A 19,797-nucleotide genomic window follows, 5' to 3' on the forward strand; every position below is an offset into this window, starting at 1 on the left:
CCGAGCCGGGCTTCTTACTGAAAAACCATCAGTGTTCGACCCAGCCCTTGGCATGCTCGACAGCCCGTGCCCAGCGCGTGCGCAGTTCGGCGCGGCGCTCGGCCGGCATGTCGGGCTCGAAGCGGCGCTCGGCGCGCCACAGGGCGCCGATTTCTTCGCGCGAGCTCCAGAAGCCTTGCGCCAGGCCAGCCAGGTAGGCCGCGCCCAGCGCCGTCGTCTCGGTGACGGCCGGGCGCACCACCGGCACGCCCAGCAAATCGGCCTGGAACTGCATGAGTAAATCGTTGCGCGAGGCGCCACCGTCGGCGCGCACTTCCATCACCGGGCAGGCGGCATCCTTCTGCATCGCCGCCAGCAGCTCGGCGCTCTGGTAGGCGATCGCCTCGACGGCCGCGCGCGCGATGTGCGCCTTGGTCGTCCCGCGCGTCATGCCGACGATCGTGCCGCGTGCATACGGGTCCCAGTGCGGCGCGCCCAGGCCGACAAAGGCCGGCACCAGCATCACCCCGCCGCTGTCGGGCACCGACGTCGCCAGCGCTTCGACATCGCTCGACTCCTTGATGATGCCGAGGCCGTCACGCAGCCATTGGACGGTCGCCCCGCCCATGAACACGCTGCCCTCGAGCATGTAGTCGGTGCGGCCGTCGACCTTCCAGCCGATGGTGGCGAGCAGGCGGTTGCGCGAGACCGGCGGCACGTAACCCGAATGCATCAGCATGAAGCAGCCGGTGCCGTAGGTATTCTTGACCATCCCCTTGTCGTAGCAGGCTTGCCCGAACGTGGCGGCCTGCTGGTCGCCGGCGATACCGGATAAGGGAATCGGCGCGCCGAACCATTCGGCATGCGCCCTGCCGACCTGGCCCGAACTGCGCACCACTTCCGGCAGCATCGCCTCGGGCACGCCGAACAGGTCGAGCAGAAACGGATCCCAGCGCATCGTGTGGATGTTGTAGAGCATCGTGCGCGAGGCGTTGCTCACATCCGTGACATGCCGTCCGCACAGTCGATAGGCGAGCCAGCTGTCGACCGTGCCGAAGCACAGCTCGCCGCGCCCTGCCCGTTCGCGCGCGCCCGGCACGTTTTCCAGCAGCCATTGCAGTTTGGTGGCGGAAAAATAAGCGTCCAGTTCGAGCCCGGTGCTGCGGCTGATCTGGCGCGCATGGCCCGCTTCGCGCAGGCGGTCGCAGGCGCCGGCCGTGCGTCGGTCCTGCCAGACGATGGCGCGCGCGATCGGTTCGCCCGTGGCGCGGTCCCAGACGACCGTCGTCTCTCTCTGGTTCGCGATGCCGATGGCGGCGATGTCGGAGGCGGGAACACGGCTATCGGATAACACCTGCCGTGCGCAGGCGAGCTGGCTGTTCCAGATGTCGATTGCGTCGTGCTCGACCCATCCGGGTTGCGGGAAGTGCTGGGGAAATTCCTGCTGGGCGCAGGCGAAGACCTGCCCCTGGCGATCGAACAGGATGGCGCGGGAACTGGTCGTTCCCTGGTCGAGAGCAAGGATGTATCGAGGCACGGGTCCCCCTGCTGTTTTTATATTCAGTGTAAAGCAGGCCGATAGGCCGGATTCTGTTACGACGGTTGCCCGTTATGACAGCCATTCCTCTAGGCGCCGAATTACTCCGGCGCTCAAGCTTCCTACCCGCACGCTCCGCGAGCAACATCAACGCGTGCCTATTTGGAATTGCTCCGAGTGGAGGTTACCGCGTTTCACCGTAACTTAATACGCTCGTCTCTGTGGCCCTGTTCCTCGCCTTATACCCCCTCGGCTTGCGCCGAGTAAGCTTTCAGCGGACGGCCGTTAACCGTCACCCTGCTCTATGGAGTCCGGACCTTCCTCCCGCCAGCACCTTGAGAGTGCCAGCCAGCGGCTGTCTGGCCTGCTTCACGGTGAGCATTGTAACCGATAGGGGTAACAAACGAGATTTCTGAAATTTGGTGTCGCCATTTGAAAAGCCCGGCCGCCATCGATTGCATAGAATGCCACGATGCCCGGCGCGGCCCGGGTCACTTGATGAGGACAACCGACACATGACGCACCCTTCCCGTACCGGCGGCCAGATCCTGGTCGATGCACTGCACATCCACGGCGTCGACACCGCCTTCGGCGTGCCCGGCGAAAGCTATCTCGACGTGCTCGACGCGCTGCACGAGTCGAGCATTCGCTTCGTCATCAACCGCCAGGAAGGGGGCGCGGCCTTCATGGCCGAGGGGTACGGCAAACTCACCGGCAAACCCGGCATCTGTTTCGTCACGCGCGGCCCCGGCGCGACGAATGCCTCGATCGGCGTGCACACGGCCTACCAGGACTCGACGCCGCTGATCCTGTTCATCGGCCAGGTGGGCAACGACTTCATCGACCGCGAAGCTTTCCAGGAAATCGACTACCGCCGCATGTACGGCGAGATGGCGAAGTGGGTGGCCCAGATCGACCGCGCCGACCGCATCCCCGAATACATCGCGCGCGCGTTCCAGGTCGCGACCAGCGGCCGTCCAGGCCCGGTGGTGCTCGCGCTGCCGGAAGACATGCTGATCGAGACCGCGCAAGTGGCCGATACACGCCGCTACCAGCCGGTGCAGGCTGCGCCCGCGGCAAGCCAGGTCGAGACCCTGCGCGCGATGCTCGCCGAAGCAAAGCGCCCGATCGTGCTGCTTGGCGGCGGCACCTGGAATGCGCAAGCCTGCTCCGACCTGCAAACCTTCGCCGAAACGAACGCGCTGCCGGTGGCCTGCACCTTCCGCTTCCAGGATCTGCTCGACAACGCGCATCCGAACTACATCGGCGACGTCGGCATCGGCATCAACCCGAAGCTGGCCGCGCGCGTGAAAGAGTCCGATCTGGTGATAGCCATCGGCCCGCGCCTGGGCGAGATGACGACCGGCGGCTACACCCTGCTCGCCTCACCCGTCCCGCATCAGCGCCTGGTCCATATCCACGCCGATCCCGAAGAACTGGGCAGCGTCTACCAGGCCGACCTGATGATCGCCAGCGGCGCGCCGCAGGCGACGGGCATGCTGGCCACGATGGAACCGGTCGATACGAGCGCCTGGCGCCACACGGTGGCCGAAGCGCGGGCCGATCTGATGGCCTTCCAGGAACAGCCGCCGATCTTCAAGAATGGCGATGCTCCGCTCGACCTCTGGCAAGTGGTGCAGGACATGATGGCCGCGCTGCCGCATGACGCGATCATCACGAACGGCGCCGGCAACTACGCTTCCTGGGCACACCGCTTCTACCGCTACGGCGGCATGCGCACCCAGCTGGCGCCGACGAATGGCGCGATGGGCTATGCCGTGCCGTCGGGCGTGGCGGCAAAAATCGTCGATCCGCAGCGCACCGTCGTCACCTTTGCCGGCGACGGCGAATTCATGATGACCGGCCAGGAACTGGCCACCGCCGTGCAGTACAAGGCCGGGGTCATCATCGTCGTCTTCAACAACAGCATGTTCGGCACCATCCGCATGCACCAGGAAAAAACCTATCCGGGCCGCGTCTCGGGCACCACCTTGCACAACCCGGATTTCGCGGCGCTGGCCCAGGCCTATGGCGCCCACGGCGAAGTCGTCGAGAAGACGGCCGATTTTGCACCGGCACTCGAACGGGCCCTGGCGCATGCAAACGGCAAGCATCTGCCGGCGTTGATCGAGCTGCGCTACGACGGCAACCTGATTACGCCGAATGCGACGCTGGAAACGCTGCGCGCGGCGGCGCAGGCGGCAAAGGCTGGCTGACGCGAACGTTGGCGACACAAGGCCCGACTTGACGCGGGCCTTGGCTGAATCAGGATCTGATAAACGGCTTGCAATCGACAGGAATATCGATGACAAAGGTGGTACCGGACTCTTTCGAGCTATCGACGGCAATGCTGCCACCGTGGCTTTCCGCAACGTTTTTGGCATAAGGCAAGCCAATTCCCCACCCCTGCACGCCTCCGGTCGGGCCACGCCTGAGGTAATCGAACAAGCGGCTCTGCATGTCGACAGGGATGGCAATGCCGCTGTTATGAACGCCCAGCATCATCCGTTCCCGGTACTCCTTGACTGTAATGCGCACACAGCCGCCGTCACCATATTTCACGGCGTTGTTCGCCAAATTTTCAAGGGCACGCCGGATCAAATCGCGATCCCAGAACCCTGTGACCGGGGTGCCGATCACTTCAAATCCGCCTGTGTAGGCATCGCTGTACTGGTCCTTTACCTCCAGGGCCAATGCGTGCATATCGAAGGTCGATGGCGCAAGTGTTAAATGGTCGGCCTGGTCGTAGGTTAACGCATCGACAAGGCTGGTAATCATTTCGCTTAACCGAGCGGCCTGGTCCCGTATCTTGCTCGCCGCCATCTGCGCGTGATCGAGACTGGTCGTTTTCTCAATCAAGCGGGAGCCGTTGAGCACGACTGACAAAGGCGTCCGCATGTCGTGGGTGAGCGTGGCCGCCAGCCGATGACGCAGTCCCTCATGCATGTGAGAAAACTCGCGTACCGCGTCACGCATGGCCAGATTGATCGACACTTCGATAACCTGCGACTCACTGGCCTGAAAGGCAATCCCGGACTGGGACGCAACCCGGAACAGGACTTCTTTCAGGATTTGATACTCGTGGATGACCTGGGCCGCACTGTACGTGGTCGTGCGCGCGCGCTCGTTCCCATGAACCCCTGCAACGTTCGTGTTGCTGGTTGCATTCGCCCGCGGATAGTCCGGCGTGAGAGATTCGGCAAGGTTGTCGTAGAAGGCCGGCATCGTGTTGATCAAAATGGGGCGCAGCAGCTGCGCCGCCCCTTCCACCCGGGCGCGCACCTCGTGTTCCCATTGGTCGAAAACAGCGGTACGTATGGCCAGCACGGCCCGTGATGTACGGGACAGGCTATCGTGATTGAGTTGTTGGTCTGTTGCGAATGTCATTGCTGGCTTGTCATGTTGCCATGCATACTGTGATGGCAGGCGGTGTAGGAGGACGAACGTCAATACGATGCGCGCTCAGTTTACTAAATCTGTCCTCGTGGCACCATCAGTTGTGGATGCCGTGCAACATAGAAGACTGTCTGCTTACAAGCCGGTGTCTGCTATTTCGACGAGCCGCATTGGGTTTGCGGGCTTCAACAGATGGATGTCGAATCCCGCTGCCTTGGCCTTGACACGTGAGGCCTCATCGCCCCAGGCCGTCAGCGCGACGAGCTTCACCTCGCCAAGCGTTTTATCGGCGCGAACGGCCTTCGCTACTTCATAGCCGTCCATCACAGGCATGCCGATGTCGAGAAAAATCAGCGCAGGATGCTGGATACGCGCAGCGGCAAGGCCCTCTGGTCCCCCATAGGCGACCTGTACCGTAAACCCATAACACTGCAGGACTTGCGCGGTCATATCGGCAGCGTCGGCATTATCGTCAACGACAAGTATTGTTTTAGATAATTTCATCGCTCTCCTGATCTTGGCTGGTTCCAGCATTGAAGCGTCAGTAACCAACATTCGCCAATTGTTACATTGTATGAAAATTCTGGTCACGTTCACTCATAACTCTGCAGTTCGTGGTCGGAATCGTTGCGAAAATCTGACAGAAGAGTTCGCGGTGTCGACAGTGCAGTGTGGCGGAGCTGCAGCCGGCAAGCTCACCGCGCCTGGCCCCGGCGGGCAAGATCCTCGCCGTCGAGGGCAGCAAAGACCGGCAAGCGGCGCACGCGTGATCAATCCAGGCCTGACAGTGGCGAAGGCTGGCTGAGTACGCAACGCGGTTCGACAGGCGGCCCCTGCATTGCAGGGGCTTTGTCGTGGCCGGGCTTGCCAAACAGCGTGGCGTAGAGCGCAGCGATCGTGTCCACTGCCTTGAACTTCGACAGCGGCACTACCCGCAGGCCATGCCGCTGTGCTTTGATGCCTTGTGCATTGCCTTTCGTATGCATGGCCACTTTAAAGCCATCGAGCGCCGGCAAAGCCGCGCCCGGGGCGGAACCGAAGAACAGGAAAGGCCCAAGGACCATCGAGGCTGGATCGAAGCGTACCCAAATCACACATCCTGACGGCTTTTGGGCAAGGCCCAGATGCACGTTCTGCCGCCCTGTTGTTGCAACCGTCGACGACGTCTTCAACTGGACATGGCGGGTAACGCCATTCGCTTCCAGGACGATATCGTGGCCCGCGCGGTCGATTGCCGGCTGCGACACTTCGAGCGAGGCGCCGTGCTCAAACCACGAATACTTCAACAACTCCCCGACGAGCAGGTGTTCAAGCAGTTTTTCGCGGTAGACGGATTGGTAGGAGTCGGTCGACATTCGTTCGCAAAGGATTGTTGAAGCCATATTATCGACTGCCGTGCTCCTGCTTGAGATATATTTTGAAATCAGCGTTCGGTTTGAAAGCCATTTCATTGAACAGCCATTTATTCACCAGTAAGGACAGATAAGCTAATGCCGGAACAGTTAAAGGCCGCAGGGCGTGTCGCAGTGCTTGTCGATTGCGACAATACCGGTCCCGACATACTCGATTACGCGCTAAAAATGTGCGCGCAGTTCGGCCGTGTCGTCGTACGCCAAGGCTATGGCAACCATACGACGCTGGCGAACAAGTGGCAGGACGCGCTGTTGCGATCGGCGTTCACGCCATGCTTGCAATACCAATATGCGCCGGGAAAGAACACTGCGGATATCGCGCTGGCGCTCGACGCATTGGAGTTCATGTTCGATGGCCGGGTCGACACCTTCTGCATCGTCACCAGCGATTCCGACTTCGCCTATCTCTGCCGCAAGCTGCGCGGGCGTGGCGCCAGTGTGTGCATCGTCGGCGAAGCCAAGACGCCGGACGCGTTGCGCAATGCCTCGGACCAATTCTTCGAATACGCGGCGGCGCAACCCGAGCAGGCGAAAAGCGAGCCGCCCAAGATCGTAAAACGCCGACCGCGCGCGCTGCTGGCGGCGGTCTCCCTGCTAGCGGCCGAAACGGCGGAAGGCTGGGTAGGCCTCGGTGCACTCGGCCAGTACATGCGGCGTACAGATCCCGGCTTTTCACCGCAACAATGCGGCCACACGGGCCTGCTGGATATGGTCCAGACGTATCCGGACCTCGTTACCCGGTTGGACAACGGCGGACATTGGGTACAACCGAGGCCCAAGCTCGAGGCGGCCACGCTCGCGCCGGAACGCATGATCCGGGCCTGACCACGCCGCCTGCATGCCCCACACCCCTGCTCCAATTGCCAAGAGCATCATTACGCCGAACAAGCTATGCTGCTCGACGGGCAGGCTGCTTTGCAAACAGGCAAGTCGTTATGGTACAGCCCATTCCAGCAGCAATCATGCGCCTCTCAAGGGCGCCGACGCAGAATAAAAAGGAGACGTAGCACCGTGAGCAACACCCCAGAAGTGGTTTTATGCATTCCCGGCCCGTGGGACAGCAGCAGCGCCCTGGCCGAAGAAATCATCGCCAGCGGCACCGGATACACGCTTGACGGAACTGTATTGCGCGACACCGAAACCGGATTTACCTGCGAACTCGTGCTGCAAAGGGCCGACCCGGAGCTGGCAACCGACTTTGCTAAGGCTGGCCCGCATTGGGCCGCCACCGAAGCCATGGCCGATATCGACACGCACAGGACGGTGGCCTACCTGATGGGACCGGGCGGCTCGCGCGCCGCGGCCGATGCGATGATGCGCGCCGGCGCGGCAGTCATCGACGCCGCCGGCCTGGGCGTGAAGGTGGACAGCACCGGCATCGCCCATGCCCCCGCCTACTGGATCGACATGTGCGAGCAGCTCGAGCAATTGAGCGCGCACCGGGCGCTGGTGGTGTATGTGGCCGGCGCCGACGTGTACTCCTGCGGCATGCACAACTTCGGCTTGCCGGAAGCGATCACCAGTGCGGACGACAAGACACAGGCTGCCGATATGCTGCGCTTCTTCACGCGCTACCTGCTCGAACATGCGCCGGCCCTGGCTGACGGCCATACGTTTTCGGTCAGCGAGGGCAAGCAGGTGTACCGGGTCGAACAGGTCCCGGCGATCGACTACGGTCCGGGCTCGCTCTTCAACAATCCCTACGGTGTCTGGCGCCTGAGCCCCGTCGTGGCGGAAAAGAAGGGCAACTGGTGGGTCCGCAACCGTCAATAAGGACGGCCCCCTCAGTGTTCAGGAAGCAGCGGCTCCAGTTCGGCCGTGGGATGCGTGAGAAATAGCGCTACCAGCGCGATGAAAGCCAAGGCGATGGCCTGGCCGCACCCATTCGTTGTCGATTCGTCAGTACGCCCCTCTGGTAAAATACGCGCGACCCATTTCGTCGTGCCGGTGATCGAACCCGGCATGTGCATGCACTACCCTCCACCACTCAATCCATGTTTAGTTTCTTTAAGAGAAAAAAAGCCGGTCCCGAAACGGCGCCAAGCGAGCTACTGCCGGCATCCGCCGCGCCGGTACCTGTTCCTGCGCCCGCCCCCCCCCTTCCCGCACCGGCGCCCACGCCTGCCCCCGCACCCATTGCGCAAGCTGTGCCTGAAGCCGAGCTCTTCATCGAAGAGACGGCCGAGCGCCCGATCAGCGAGGCGGAGAAGAAAAAGTCCTGGATGACGCGCCTGAAGGCCGGGCTGTCGAAGACGTCGAACAACCTGTCGCTGCTGTTCGTCGGCGCGCGCATCGACGAAGACCTGTACGAGGAACTCGAGTCCGCGCTCCTGATGTCGGACGCCGGCATGGACGCGACCCAGTTCCTGCTCGACAGCCTGCGCCGCAGGGTCAAGGAAGACAAGCTGCTCGACGCCGCCGCCGTCAAGGCCGCGCTGAAAACGCTGATGATCGAGATGCTGCAGCCCCTGGAAAAGCCGCTCGAACTGGGACGCCATGCGCCGCTGGTGATGATGATCGCGGGCGTCAACGGCGCCGGCAAGACCACCACCATCGGCAAGCTCGCCAAGCACATGCAGCGATCAAGCCAGTCGGTGCTGCTCGCCGCGGGCGACACCTTCCGCGCCGCCGCGCGCGAACAATTGATGGTCTGGGGCCAGCGCAACAACGTCACCGTGATCTCGCAAGCCTCGGGCGACCCGGCGGCAGTCGCGTTCGACGCAGTCCAGTCCGGCAAGGCGCGCGGCGTCGATGTCGTCATGGTCGATACCGCCGGCCGCCTGCCGACCCAGCTGCACCTGATGGAAGAGCTGAAAAAGATCAAGCGCGTCATCGGCAAGGGCATGATGGATGCCCCGCACGAGCTCGTGCTCGTCATCGATGGCAATACCGGCCAGAACGCACTGGCCCAGGTGAAGGCATTCGATGACGCATTGGCCTTGACCGGCCTCGTGATTACCAAGCTCGACGGTACGGCAAAGGGCGGCGTGCTGGCCGCGATCGCCCGCACGCGTCCGGTGCCGGTGTACTTCATCGGTGTCGGCGAAAAGTTGGACGACCTGCAGCCGTTCAATGCAGAAGAGTTCGTTGAAGCGCTGCTGGGTTAACAGATAAGAATCGCGGCCAATGATCGAATTCCACTCCGTCTCCAAGAAATATTCCCAGGAAGCCAGCGCCCTGCGCGAGGTGTCCCTGAACATCAATAAGGGCGAACTGGTGTATCTCGCCGGTCCCTCCGGCGCCGGCAAGTCGACGCTCATGAAAATGATCGCCGCCATCGAGCGTCCCAGCAGCGGGCGCGTGATCGTGTTCGGCCAGGACATCGGTCAGCTGAAAAAGCCCGGCATCCCTTTCCTGCGGCGCAAATTAGGGCTTATTTTTCAGCAGCAGCGCCTGCTGAACGACCGGAGCATCCTGGCCAACACGATGCTGCCGCTGCTGGTCTCGGGCGCGCCGAAAGCGGGCGCCGAACAGCGCGCACGCGCCGCGCTCGATAAAGTCGGCTTGCTGGACAGAGCCAAGGCGCATCCGCTGGAACTGTCCGGCGGCGAGCAGCAGCGCGTGGCGATCGCGCGCGCGATCGTCAACCGGCCGCAGATCATCCTGGCCGACGAGCCGACGGCCAACCTCGACCGCGTGGCGGCCGACAAGGTGCTCGACGCCTTGCGCGCCTTCCACTCGGTGGGCGTGACCTGCCTGATTTCGACCCATGACGAGGAAGTGCTGGACGGCGCGGCGCGCGTGATCCGGCTCGAACACGGCCAGCTGGTCCCGCATGAGCGCGCCTCTACTGGCCGTGTTGGAGGTGCGGCATGAGCCCGTGGTTGCGCGAACACCGCTTCGCATTCGCCTCGGCGCTCTCCACCGTGCGCAAGGCGCCCGGTACCTTCCTGTTCAATGTGCTGGTCGTCGCCGTTGCGCTGGCGCTGCCGTTTGCCGGCATCACCCTGCTCGACAACGTGCGTCCGATGTCCGAGCAGCTCGCGGTCGATCCGGAAGTGAGCCTGTTCGTCAAGCCGAACGCCACGCGCGAGGATGCGCAGTCGCTCGAACCCCAGTTGCGCCAGATCCTGCAAGGCAGCCAGGCCCGCATTGAGTTCGTGCCGCGCGAGAAGGCGCTCGAAGACCTGAAGGAGCGCAGCGGCCTGTCCGAGGCGCTCGATACGCTGGGCGACAATCCACTGCCCGACAGCTATGTGATGAGGCTGGCCGGCTTTTCCAGTGCCCTGAACGCCGCGCACCTCGACGCCCTCGTCGAACAGATGAGCGCCCTGCCTCAGGTCGACACGGTGCAGATCGACTCGGCCTGGGTCAAGCGCCTGGCCGCCCTGCTCGCCATCTTGCGCCTGGCGCTGCTGCTGCTGGCCATCACGCTCGGCGTGGTCGTGATCGCCGTCGTATTCAACACGATCCGCCTGCAGGTACTGACCCAGCGCGAGGAAATCGGCGTCTCCAAGTTAGTGGGCGCTACCGATAACTTCATCCACCGACCGTTCTATTACACCGGCGCCCTGCTCGGCCTGTGCGCCGGCGCGGTGGCCCTGGGTGCGGTGATGCTGGCCTTGAATCCTTTGAACGGCGCGATTGCCGAGTTCGCGCGGCTGTATGCGTCGGAATTCCAGCTGGCGCCGCTGGGCGCGCTGGAAGTGGGCGGCTTGCTGGCCATTAGCGCCGGGCTGGGGCTGACCGGTGCACTGTTGTCGGTACAAAGGCACTTGGCGCGCATGCGCTGAGCGCTTCCTGACGCAACAGGACGGGTGGTATGGCTGAGGCTGTATCGCCCGTTTTTTTGCGGCCGTCTATTCCATATCGTGACTCTGCGCAATTCTTCACGCCCCCGCGTGTAGGCATGCACGCCGCTACCACGCCAGACAGTGGCGCACCTGCCTCCGACCTGCCTGCTCCGTGCGGCAACTAACAGAAAACGGGCATCCCGACCCCGTAATCTGGGCCTTGACCGCCATCGCAAGCCGAAGCACGTTTGAGCTATCTCAACAGTTGTGCTTGATTCTGCTCTAAAGTAAATCAGCTATTTTTTAGATTCCTGAGGGAAATACTTTAATGAAACTTAAACGCCCCGCCGTTTCTGGCGGGTCGCTGGCAGTCTCCTATGGAGAGTGCTAATATATGTGCTCAAGCGAAGGTAAACAAGGTCTGACACGCATCAAGCACGACGTCGTGCAGTCAGCCTCCGGGATGTCCCGGTGGACTTGACGATGCCGCAAAGATTAATTTAGAGGAAAAGATATGACGTCCGCACAATCCGCATTGGTTCCGACCAGCAATCGTGCCCTGAACCTCGGTTTCACCGGGCAGCTCGGCAATATTGACGCGTATATTTCCGCCGTCAACCGCCTGCCGATGCTGACCCACGAGGAAGAGGTCTCGCTGGCAAAGCGGCTGCGCGACGCGAACGATCTCGACGCCGCGCAGAATCTGGTGCTGTCGCACCTGCGCCTGGTGGTGTCGATTGCGCGTGGCTATCTCGGCTACGGCCTGCCGCACGCCGACCTGATCCAGGAAGGCAATATCGGTTTGATGAAGGCAGTGAAGCGTTTCGACCCGGACCAGGGCGTGCGCCTGGTGTCGTACGCGATGCACTGGATCAAAGCCGAGATGCACGAATACATCCTGAAGAACTGGCGCCTGGTGAAGGTCGCCACGACCAAGGCCCAGCGCAAGCTGTTCTTCAACCTGCGCAGCAACAAAGTGGGCCTGGACGCGATGACCCCGACCCAGGTCGACGCCCTGGCGAAGCTGCTCGACGTCAAGCGCGAAGAAGTGATCGAGATGGAAACCCGCCTCTCGGGCCGCGACATTGCCCTCGAAGCGCCGACTGACGACGAAGACGACAAGTTCTCGCCGATCGCCTACCTGTCGTCGGATATGCAGGAGCCGACCAAGGTGCTGGAAGCCGAGCAGGTCACGCGCCTGCAGTCCGAAGGCATCGAAACGGCGCTGGGTAAACTCGACCCGCGTTCGCGCCGCATCGTCGAAGCACGCTGGCTGGCGAACGACGACGGCTCCGGTGCGACGCTGCACACGCTGGCCGAAGAGTTCGGCGTGTCGGCCGAGCGCATCCGCCAGATCGAGTCGGCGGCCTTGAAGAAGATGAAAGGTGCGCTGGCGGCGTTCGTGTAACGCGCCCGCATCAGGCAAGACATGGCGGCCCCGCGAGGGCCGCTTTTTTTGTTCCTGGGTGGCTACCAGCGCAAGTGGTAGCGCTGCTTGTCGCGTCCCTGACGAATGCAGCGCCTGCAGCGATTCTAAAAAGACTCCAGGCGATTCCAGTTTGGGGTCTGACGCGAGGCGGATGCCAGCACTTCATTGAGCCTCTCAAGCGAAGCGGGCTTGAGCAAGTGGTCGTTGAAGCCAGCGGCGTGCGTCCGCGCCCGATCCTCTTGTGCCCCCCAGCCGGTTAAAGCGACCAGCCTGACGTTTGCAAGCCCGGGAAGCGCGCGCAGGCCACGCGCGACCTGATACCCATCCATGCGCGGCATGCCCAGGTCGAGAAATGCCAGATCTGGTGCGAAGGAGGCGGCGATACGCATGGCCTCTTGGCCGTCATAGGCCACACGCACCTCATGTCCTTTTTCGCGTAACAGGAAGGACAAGGTATCAGCGGCATCGACATTGTCGTCGGCTACCAGTACCGACAGCTTCGACCGGTCGGCTGGCGCAGCGATGCCAGGCTCTTCGAGCAGGCCAGGTGCGTCCATGTCGTTTCCCGGCGCCTGCGGCAGGCAAATGGTGAAGGTGCTACCGTGCCCGGGTCCTGCACTGGATGCCGTTACGCTTCCGCCGTGCAGGGTGACCAAATGGCGAACCAGCGACAGGCCGATACCCAGGCCACCCTTCGATATGACGATGCTGTTCGGCGCCTGGGAGAACATATCGAATACGCGAGCAAGATCCGGTTTGGCGATCCCGATTCCGGTATCGGCGACGACGATGACGACGGTGTCGCCGCTGGTGCGGGCGGAAATGCTGATCCGGCCGTGCTTGAGCGTATATTTGCTCGCATTCGACAGGAGATTGCTGAGCACCTGGCTCAGGCGCACCGTATCGACGTTGATCCACAGCGGTTCGTCCGGCACATCGAGCGCGAGCTGGTGCCCCCCGGCTTGTACCAACGGAAGGCTGGTTTCCACTGCGCTCGCGATGACGGACTGCAAATCGACGCGCTTGATCTGTAAGTCCATCTTGCCGTTCGAGATGCGTGCGACCTCCATCAAATCGTCGATGAGATGGACCATCTGGTCGACCTGGCGCTCCATTGTCCCGCGTACCCGTTCGAGCATCGCCGGCTTGTCGCCGGCCAGGCGCAGCAGTTCGAGCGCATTGCGAATCGGCGCGAGCGGATTACGCAACTCATGTGCCAGGGTGGCGAGGAATTCGGACTTGCGCCGGTCGGCTTCACGCAGCGCTTCCATCGAACGCACACGCTCGATGTGGGCCCAACACCGGTCGACGACGGCCTCGACAAGGGCGACGTCGTCAGCCGTCCAGGCACGCGGCTGCTGCTGGTGCACCGCCATCATGGCCACAAGCCGGCCCTGCTTGACCAGGGGGCAGCAGATGATTGCCTTGATACCGATTTGGTTGAACATGTCGGCCCCGTCTTGCGCGTTCAGTTCGCTGTCAACGTCATGGACCAGAAACGTGCGGCCAAGGCGCATGTCGGACCTCGCGCGCGAGCCGAACAGGTCGAGCGAATACTCGCCGACGGTGCTGATTGCCCCGTCGACCCGCCAATCGTGGCGGATCGTGAAACGGTCATTGTCCGGCTCCAGATCTGCGTAGGCGACGCGCGTCACGCTCAGGTACTCGCCGAGCAGACGCGTGCTGTGCTCCATGATGGCTTTTGGCTCGTCGGCAAGACGGGTCGCTTCGCCGATTGCGTCCAGAAGGCGCAGGCGATCCTGCTGCGAACGGATCTTCCCCGTTGTTTCAGTGCAGATGCAGAGCACTCCCGCGATCTCACCGGCTTCCGCACGAATCGGACTGGTCGAAAAGCTCGCGAACACTTGCTCCGCAAACCCATTGCGCGTCAATGTGAACTCCTGGTCTTCGAACCAGAACGTTTTCCCTTCCAACGTTGCCGCGAGCATAGGACCCACCAGCTCCCATACTTCCGGCCAGATTTGGTCGAACGGTTTGCCCAGCACCTGTCGCGCATCCGCAGCCTTGGCGCCAAGGATCTCGCGATAGCCGTCGTTGTAGAGGAGTAGCAGGTCAGGACCCCACGCGATATACATGGGGTGACGCGCATTGAGCAAGATGCTCACTGCAGTGCGCAGCGATTGCGGCCAAGCGTCCAGTGCGCCCAGCGGCGTGGAAGCCCAATCGAAGCTGCGGAATACCGCACCCATGTCGCCGCCGCCGGAAACGAAGCCCAGGCCCGGGATATGGCTGCTGACGCGTGTTAGATCTTGCATTGTAGAGAAAGACAGCTGGACTGCCTAATTTGTAAATAACAGGACGATAGCATTTTGCCTGCTCCGCTGTAGATTCTTGTGTCACTGCCGGCAAAGTAAGTGCGCAATACAATATCTGTGACAAGAATTCCCACGGCATGTGACAATTGGTTCGGAATGAGCAAGCATGCTACCGGGCGCCGGGAAAGTACAACCAAAGATGAGCAAGAGATCAAGTAAGACAGTTCTCGTCGTTGATGACAACGCTGACGCTGCCGATATGACTGCACAACTGTTGCAGATGTATGGACTCGATGTGCAAGTTGCATATGGCGGACCCGAAGGCTTGGCTGCTGCTCGCGCCAATCATCCGTATGTGATATTCCTCGACATTGGCATGCCAGTGATGGATGGATACCAAGTAGCTCAGGCCATTCGCGCGGATCAAACGCTGCGAGGCGTGAAGCTTGTCGCGTTGACCGCGTGGGGTGACGAAATGTCGCGTAAGAAAGTCCATGCCGCTGGCTTCGACGTTCACCTCACAAAGCCAGCCAATATAGTAGAACTGGTCGAAACAGCACAGGGTAAACCTTAGGTTTGGTCCGTTCGTAAATTCGAGACTCGCGGCTGGCCTTGGTCCGCCCCTGGCTGATAACGATCCTTCGTCGAGCTCGGTCTACGGCGCATATTGCTTTATCGGAAAGTATCGGTAACAGGCACTTTAAGTCAGCACATCGGCCCAGATCCCCTGCGCCCATGCATCGGCATCGCCCCCTTCTTGTATTGATGGATGGTCCGACAGAAAACTGCCGCCGTCAGCTTCCATGCTCTTTTTAGCCGGATCATAGCGGTAGAGCGTCGATATGCGCATCGCCTGCTTGTCGTCGATAAAGCTGTAGCAGGTGTTCGCAAAAGCGGGTAGCGGGTCGGGCGCCTGTCCCAGCATCAGGTCCACGACCGCGCGCGCGCATATCTTTGCCTGCGCATTGGCCATGTGGGCCGATTTGGGCAAGCCGGAATCGATCGCATCGCCAATCACATGCACACGCGGCAGGACTTTTGACGCGTAACTGACGAAGTCGACCTCGCACCAGCGCCGCTCGACATTGGCCAGGCCGCAATCCTGGGCAATCCGGCCCGCCCGCTGGGGCGGAATGATGTTCAGCACATGGGATTTGACCGTATCGAACGGGGTCTTGACGGTCTTCGATGCCACCTCGACCCCCTGCAACTCGCTGCCCGGTACGTACTCGATCATGCCCGGATACAGATCGCGCCACGCCCGCTCAAACAGGGCGCGTTTCGAGGTAATGACGGGGTTGGCATCGAGCACCATGACTTTGGACCGCGGTTTGTGCATCTTCAGGTAAAACGCGGCAAGGCACGCGCGCTCATAGGGCGCGGGCGGGCAACGATAAGGCTGCGCTGGAATAGCGATCGTGAAGACGCCGCCATTCGGCATCGCCATGAGTTGCCGCTGCAGATTGCGCGTTTGCGGCCCTGCTTTCCACGCATGGGGAATCTGCTGCTGCGCGCCGGCGAGCATGGGAAAGTCATCGTAGATGAAGTCGATGCCGGGGGCGACAATCAGCCGGTCGTACGCCAGTTTTTGCCCTGCCATCACGATCTGCGACTTGCCCGCATCAATCGCCGTTACGCTGCCGCGCATGAATTTCACGCCATGGTGTTGCCGCAGCAAATCGTAGCCAAAAGTGAGTTGCGCGAGCGTTTTTTGGCCGCCCAGCACGCGGTTGCTGACCGGGCAAGAAACAAAGTCAGCGTGTTGGTCGACCAGGATGACGTCGATGCGCCCGCCGCTGAGCATGCGCACATACTTGGCCGCCGTCGCGCCGCCATAGCCCGCGCCGACGACGACGAGACGCCCCAGGGGTTTGCCGAATGCCGCGGCCCCCGATGACCAGGCCGATCCGGCCAGCGCCAACTGAATAAACTCCCGTCTGCGCATCCTCACTCCCATTCCAGAGCCGGATAAATCACGTTGACATTGCGCCGGTTGACGACATCGAAGAGTTGCCAACGCGCTCGTTCAGAGGCGGCCGCCGTTGCCATCGTCGCGGTCATGTCGGTGCCCTGCCGAATGCTGGTGCGCACGTCGTGCAACAAGGTCGCCAGGTAGGCGCCCTGCCTGTCCAGCGCCCGGTTTTTATCGCGGGTAAGGGGTCCGTGTCCGGGGATGGTCGTGACAGCTTTTATTTTTTTTAGTGCCTCCATGGCCGAGAACCAGCCCTTGACATCGCCATCGATGGACGGCGTGCGCTCGATGAACAGCAAATCGCCCGTCCACAATGTGCCGCTGCTGACGTCGAACAGGGTCAGGTCATTGTTCGTATGCGCCTTCGGCCAGGCGGTCAATTCCAGCTGTCGATTTCCCAGATCCAGGCTCAAGCGATGTTGGACTGTTTCAGTTGGAGGAATCAGCGTACTTTTCTCAGCCGCGCCGCCCAATTGTTTTTTCACATTGCGCAGGTAAGCGTCGCCGCGCGACGCCATCGCCTGAGGCAGCATGGCATGGCCGATGAATCGCGGCGGCGCGCCGGCCCCCGCAGGACCGGCGTCGATAAAGGCGGCGTTGCCGAATACGTGGTCGGGATGCCCATGCGTATTGATCACATAGCGAATGGGCAGTCCGGTGATCTTGCGCAGCGCTTCTTTCAAGGCCATGCCGACTGCATACGAGCCGCCCGTATCGATCACCGCGACCGCGTCGGTGCCGATCACAAAGCCGATGTTGGCAATATCGCCGTCGTAACCGTCTTCGAAATCCTTGTGCTGCCCGATGTGCACATACACGCCCGGCGCGACTTGCTCGACCTGCAGTGGCGCTGCGCTAACGTGCGCGGCAGCGGCGGCTGCCAGCAGCCAGGCCACGTGGAGCAGCCGCCCCATCTAGCCCTCGACATTCAGCGATTGGCGGAAAGTGGCGCCTGCATTGTCGCGGATGACGACTTGCAGGGCACCGGGCCCGTCGGCGACGAAGCCGAATTGAATGGAGGGATCTTCGCTGATGCCGATGAACGTGTCGGCCGTCATGACCGGTTTGCCGTTATAGGTAATGTCGATCTTGTTGATGAACCAAGCCGGCCGGTATCCATTCGTGGACAGGTCGCGCTGCAAACCGGTGTACATCGGGTGCTTGATCAACAGCCTGGCCTTGTTGACGTCTCCACGTTTGAATGGCCCGTCCAGCGCGATTTTCATTTTTCCTGCCGCCGCCATCGCCGCCGCATTGTCGCCGAGGCTGGTACCACCGCAACCGCCGGATGCTTTCACGGTAATGGCATTCACATACAAGCGGCCATCGTTCGATTCGGCGACGACGTGCACCGGCGACTCCGATTCAAAGCGGATTCTGGTGGAAATTTCGGCCTTTCCGCTCTGCGGATGAAAGTGAAACACCGCCGTCAAGGGCACCGGATTGGCATCGACGAACAGGGTGACCGATTTGATGTACCGTTGTGCAGTCATCGGATGATCGATGCTGAAAGCGAAAGGAACCTGGTCGCCGCTGGACGCGCGCGCAGGCGCTGTCAGGCGGATAAAAGGCGCGGCTTCCAGTTGCTTGCCGGGGAAGTGAGACTGTTGGAATGCGGCCCAGGCCGCATCCGGCGCCTGGGCGGAGGTTCGCAGCGGGCAGGCTGAGAAAGCCAGTATCGCCAGGCTGGAGAAAACATACGAAGGCCGCGCACCTTGCAGAGGATTCTTCATCACATCAACCTTTATCCATGTGGCCTCACCGTCAAGATGACTATAACGCATGAAATAAAAGCTTCGGCACCTGTACCAATAAAAAAAACGGCGGTCCCTGTGAAGACCGCCGTCAAGCTACCTGTCGTGCCGATGCGGGCCTGCGCCCGCTTGTGAATCAATAGATCGCCGTGCCCGATGCGTCCTTCAGCTGCGCTTTCCAGGCGCCCTGCACCAGCTTGACGACCGATGCCGGCATTGGCACGTAGTCCAGCTCGGCTGCGGCGGCGGTGCCGTTCTTGTAGGCGTAGTCGAAGAATTTCACGACTTCCTTGCCCTTGGCGGCGTCAGCCTGTGCGCGGTGCATCAGGATGTAGGACACGCCCGTGATCGGCCAGCTGTTCTTGCCGGCGGCGTCAGTCAGGATCACGGCGAAGCCCGGGGTCTTGGTCCACTCGGCGCTGGCGGCGGCAGCCTTGAAGTTTTCGTCGTCAGGCTGCAGGAACTGGCCATCCTTGTTCTTCAGCTGGGTGTGCGACAGCTTGTTGCGCTTGGCATAGGCCCACTCGACATAGCCGATCGAACCCTTGATGCGCTGCACGTTGGCGGCCACGCCTTCGTTGCCCTTGCCGCCCACGCCGGTCGCCCATTTCACGGCCGTGCCGACACCGATTTTCGACTGGAACTCCGGGTTCACTTTCGACAGGTAATCGGTGAACAGGAAGGAGGTGCCCGAGCTGTCGGCGCGGTGCACGACGGTGATGTCGTCGCCCGGAAGCTTGACGCCCGGATTCAGGGCGGCGATTTCCGGCGCATTCCACTTGGTGATCTTGCCGAGATAGATGTCGGCCAGCACCGGACCGGTCAACTTGAGCTGGCCTGGCGTCAGGCCCTCGACGTTCACGACCGCGACCACGCCGCCCATGATGGCCGGGAACTGCATCAGGCCTGCTTCTTCGAGTTCGGCGGCCTTCAATGGCATGTCCGAGGCGCCGAAGTCGACCGTTTTCGCCTTGATCTGCTTGATACCCGCGCCCGAGCCGACCGACTGGTAGTTCATGCCGGTGCCGGTGGCTGCCTTGTACATTTCCGCCCACTTCGCGTAGATCGGGTACGGGAAGGTGGCGCCTGCGCCCGTCACATCCGCGGCGAAGGACGAGGACATCACCATCGCGGCAGCTGCACCGGCAATCATCGTTTTGAACATGTGCTTGATTTTCATTTTGTCGTGGCTCCGGGGTGGGCTGAGTTAATTTAAGTGACCGGCGCAGTCTAGCCCCCGAATATGACCGCTGTATGACGCTTTGACATGCACCCGCGGCGTGGCGTTTTTGCTATGCTCCCCCTACCG

At 61.7% G+C, this 19,797-nt stretch carries 18 protein-coding genes and 1 other RNA gene; 8 read left to right on the forward strand and 11 right to left on the reverse strand.

Annotated features, from left to right (window positions below; genetic code table 11):
* Nucleotides 1–28: 28 nt before the first annotated feature.
* Both glpK and rnpB read right to left on the reverse strand, forming a co-directional pair.
* Entirely contained in the window at nt 29–1,516 is a 1,488-nt protein-coding gene (gene glpK / locus ACHAC9_RS09380; RefSeq protein ID WP_435759403.1) for a glycerol kinase GlpK, read from the reverse strand.
* A 26-nt stretch (nt 1,517–1,542) separates the two neighbouring features.
* Nucleotides 1,543–1,887: RNase P RNA component class A (rnpB, locus tag ACHAC9_RS09385), an RNA gene on the reverse strand.
* 144 nt (nt 1,888–2,031) lie between these two features.
* Between rnpB and ACHAC9_RS09390 the strand changes: the two genes are divergently transcribed.
* Nucleotides 2,032–3,732 carry a thiamine pyrophosphate-binding protein gene (locus tag ACHAC9_RS09390; RefSeq protein ID WP_435759405.1) on the forward strand — a complete coding sequence of 567 codons (1,701 nt, stop codon included), beginning with the start codon at nt 2,032–2,034 and terminating at the stop codon, nt 3,730–3,732.
* 49 nt (nt 3,733–3,781) lie between these two features.
* Here the strand turns inward: ACHAC9_RS09390 and ACHAC9_RS09395 are convergent, their stop codons facing one another.
* The 3 genes from ACHAC9_RS09395 to ACHAC9_RS09405 all read right to left on the reverse strand — a co-directional run bounded on the left by ACHAC9_RS09395 (nt 3,782) and on the right by ACHAC9_RS09405 (nt 6,267).
* Nucleotides 3,782–4,903: a sensor histidine kinase gene (locus ACHAC9_RS09395; protein WP_435759407.1), complete on the reverse strand. Its 1,122-nt coding sequence runs from the start codon at nt 4,901–4,903 to the stop codon at nt 3,782–3,784.
* Between the two features lie 144 nt (nt 4,904–5,047).
* Nucleotides 5,048–5,416 (reverse strand): response regulator, encoded by a 369-nt coding sequence (locus ACHAC9_RS09400; protein ID WP_435759409.1) that lies wholly within the window; start codon nt 5,414–5,416, stop codon nt 5,048–5,050.
* Between the two features lie 266 nt (nt 5,417–5,682).
* Nucleotides 5,683–6,267 carry a hypothetical protein gene (locus tag ACHAC9_RS09405; RefSeq protein WP_435759411.1) on the reverse strand — a complete coding sequence of 195 codons (585 nt, stop codon included), beginning with the start codon at nt 6,265–6,267 and terminating at the stop codon, nt 5,683–5,685.
* 135 nt (nt 6,268–6,402) lie between these two features.
* Here ACHAC9_RS09405 and ACHAC9_RS09410 point away from each other — a divergent pair, with 135 nt between their 5' ends.
* Together ACHAC9_RS09410 and ACHAC9_RS09415 are read left to right on the forward strand one after the other, a co-directional pair.
* Nucleotides 6,403–7,149: an NYN domain-containing protein gene (locus tag ACHAC9_RS09410; protein WP_435759413.1), complete on the forward strand. Its 747-nt coding sequence runs from the start codon at nt 6,403–6,405 to the stop codon at nt 7,147–7,149.
* Between the two features lie 186 nt (nt 7,150–7,335).
* Complete coding sequence (locus ACHAC9_RS09415) at nt 7,336–8,097, forward strand: DUF4261 domain-containing protein (protein ID WP_435759415.1); 762 nt, start codon at nt 7,336–7,338, stop codon at nt 8,095–8,097.
* Nucleotides 8,098–8,108: 11 nt separating this feature from the next.
* Here ACHAC9_RS09415 and ACHAC9_RS09420 read toward each other — a convergent pair whose 3' ends face one another.
* Nucleotides 8,109–8,294: a hypothetical protein gene (locus ACHAC9_RS09420; RefSeq protein ID WP_435759417.1), complete on the reverse strand. Its 186-nt coding sequence runs from the start codon at nt 8,292–8,294 to the stop codon at nt 8,109–8,111.
* A 24-nt stretch (nt 8,295–8,318) separates the two neighbouring features.
* Here ACHAC9_RS09420 and ftsY point away from each other — a divergent pair, with 24 nt between their 5' ends.
* From ftsY to rpoH, 4 genes are all read left to right on the forward strand, one after another.
* Nucleotides 8,319–9,431: a signal recognition particle-docking protein FtsY gene (ftsY, locus tag ACHAC9_RS09425; RefSeq protein WP_435759419.1), complete on the forward strand. Its 1,113-nt coding sequence runs from the start codon at nt 8,319–8,321 to the stop codon at nt 9,429–9,431.
* Between the two features lie 19 nt (nt 9,432–9,450).
* Nucleotides 9,451–10,140 carry a cell division ATP-binding protein FtsE gene (locus tag ACHAC9_RS09430; RefSeq protein WP_435759421.1) on the forward strand — a complete coding sequence of 230 codons (690 nt, stop codon included), beginning with the start codon at nt 9,451–9,453 and terminating at the stop codon, nt 10,138–10,140.
* Nucleotides 10,137–11,057, forward strand: coding sequence for a permease-like cell division protein FtsX (gene ftsX, locus ACHAC9_RS09435; protein ID WP_435759423.1), 921 nt, complete (start codon nt 10,137–10,139; stop codon nt 11,055–11,057). The genes ACHAC9_RS09430 and ftsX overlap by 4 nt, the downstream gene beginning before the upstream one ends.
* 514 nt (nt 11,058–11,571) lie before the next feature.
* The gene (gene rpoH / locus ACHAC9_RS09440; protein ID WP_435759425.1) at nt 11,572–12,465 is read left to right on the forward strand and encodes an RNA polymerase sigma factor RpoH; all 894 of its coding nucleotides are present in this window, start codon (nt 11,572–11,574) and stop codon (nt 12,463–12,465) included.
* A 125-nt stretch (nt 12,466–12,590) separates the two neighbouring features.
* Here rpoH and ACHAC9_RS09445 read toward each other — a convergent pair whose 3' ends face one another.
* Nucleotides 12,591–14,696 (reverse strand): ATP-binding protein, encoded by a 2,106-nt coding sequence (locus tag ACHAC9_RS09445; protein ID WP_435759427.1) that lies wholly within the window; start codon nt 14,694–14,696, stop codon nt 12,591–12,593.
* 232 nt (nt 14,697–14,928) lie between these two features.
* Between ACHAC9_RS09445 and ACHAC9_RS09450 the strand changes: the two genes are divergently transcribed.
* Nucleotides 14,929–15,336, forward strand: coding sequence for a response regulator (locus ACHAC9_RS09450; RefSeq protein ID WP_435759429.1), 408 nt, complete (start codon nt 14,929–14,931; stop codon nt 15,334–15,336).
* Between the two features lie 126 nt (nt 15,337–15,462).
* Here the strand turns inward: ACHAC9_RS09450 and ACHAC9_RS09455 are convergent, their stop codons facing one another.
* The 4 genes from ACHAC9_RS09455 to pstS all read right to left on the reverse strand — a co-directional run bounded on the left by ACHAC9_RS09455 (nt 15,463) and on the right by pstS (nt 19,668).
* A complete protein-coding gene (locus ACHAC9_RS09455) occupies nt 15,463–16,707 on the reverse strand; it encodes an FCSD flavin-binding domain-containing protein (RefSeq protein ID WP_435759431.1) in 1,245 nt (414 codons plus the stop codon).
* A gap of 2 nt (nt 16,708–16,709) precedes the next feature.
* Nucleotides 16,710–17,648 (reverse strand): quinoprotein relay system zinc metallohydrolase 2, encoded by a 939-nt coding sequence (locus ACHAC9_RS09460; RefSeq protein ID WP_435759433.1) that lies wholly within the window; start codon nt 17,646–17,648, stop codon nt 16,710–16,712.
* Nucleotides 17,649–18,518 (reverse strand): quinoprotein dehydrogenase-associated SoxYZ-like carrier, encoded by an 870-nt coding sequence (locus tag ACHAC9_RS09465; protein WP_435759435.1) that lies wholly within the window; start codon nt 18,516–18,518, stop codon nt 17,649–17,651.
* Nucleotides 18,519–18,624: 106 nt separating this feature from the next.
* Complete coding sequence (pstS, locus tag ACHAC9_RS09470; RefSeq protein WP_435759437.1) at nt 18,625–19,668, reverse strand: phosphate ABC transporter substrate-binding protein PstS; 1,044 nt, start codon at nt 19,666–19,668, stop codon at nt 18,625–18,627.
* Nucleotides 19,669–19,797: the final 129 nt, after the last annotated feature.

The organism is Massilia sp. CMS3.1 (assembly GCF_051262535.1).
GTDB lineage: Bacteria > Pseudomonadota > Gammaproteobacteria > Burkholderiales > Burkholderiaceae_D > Telluria.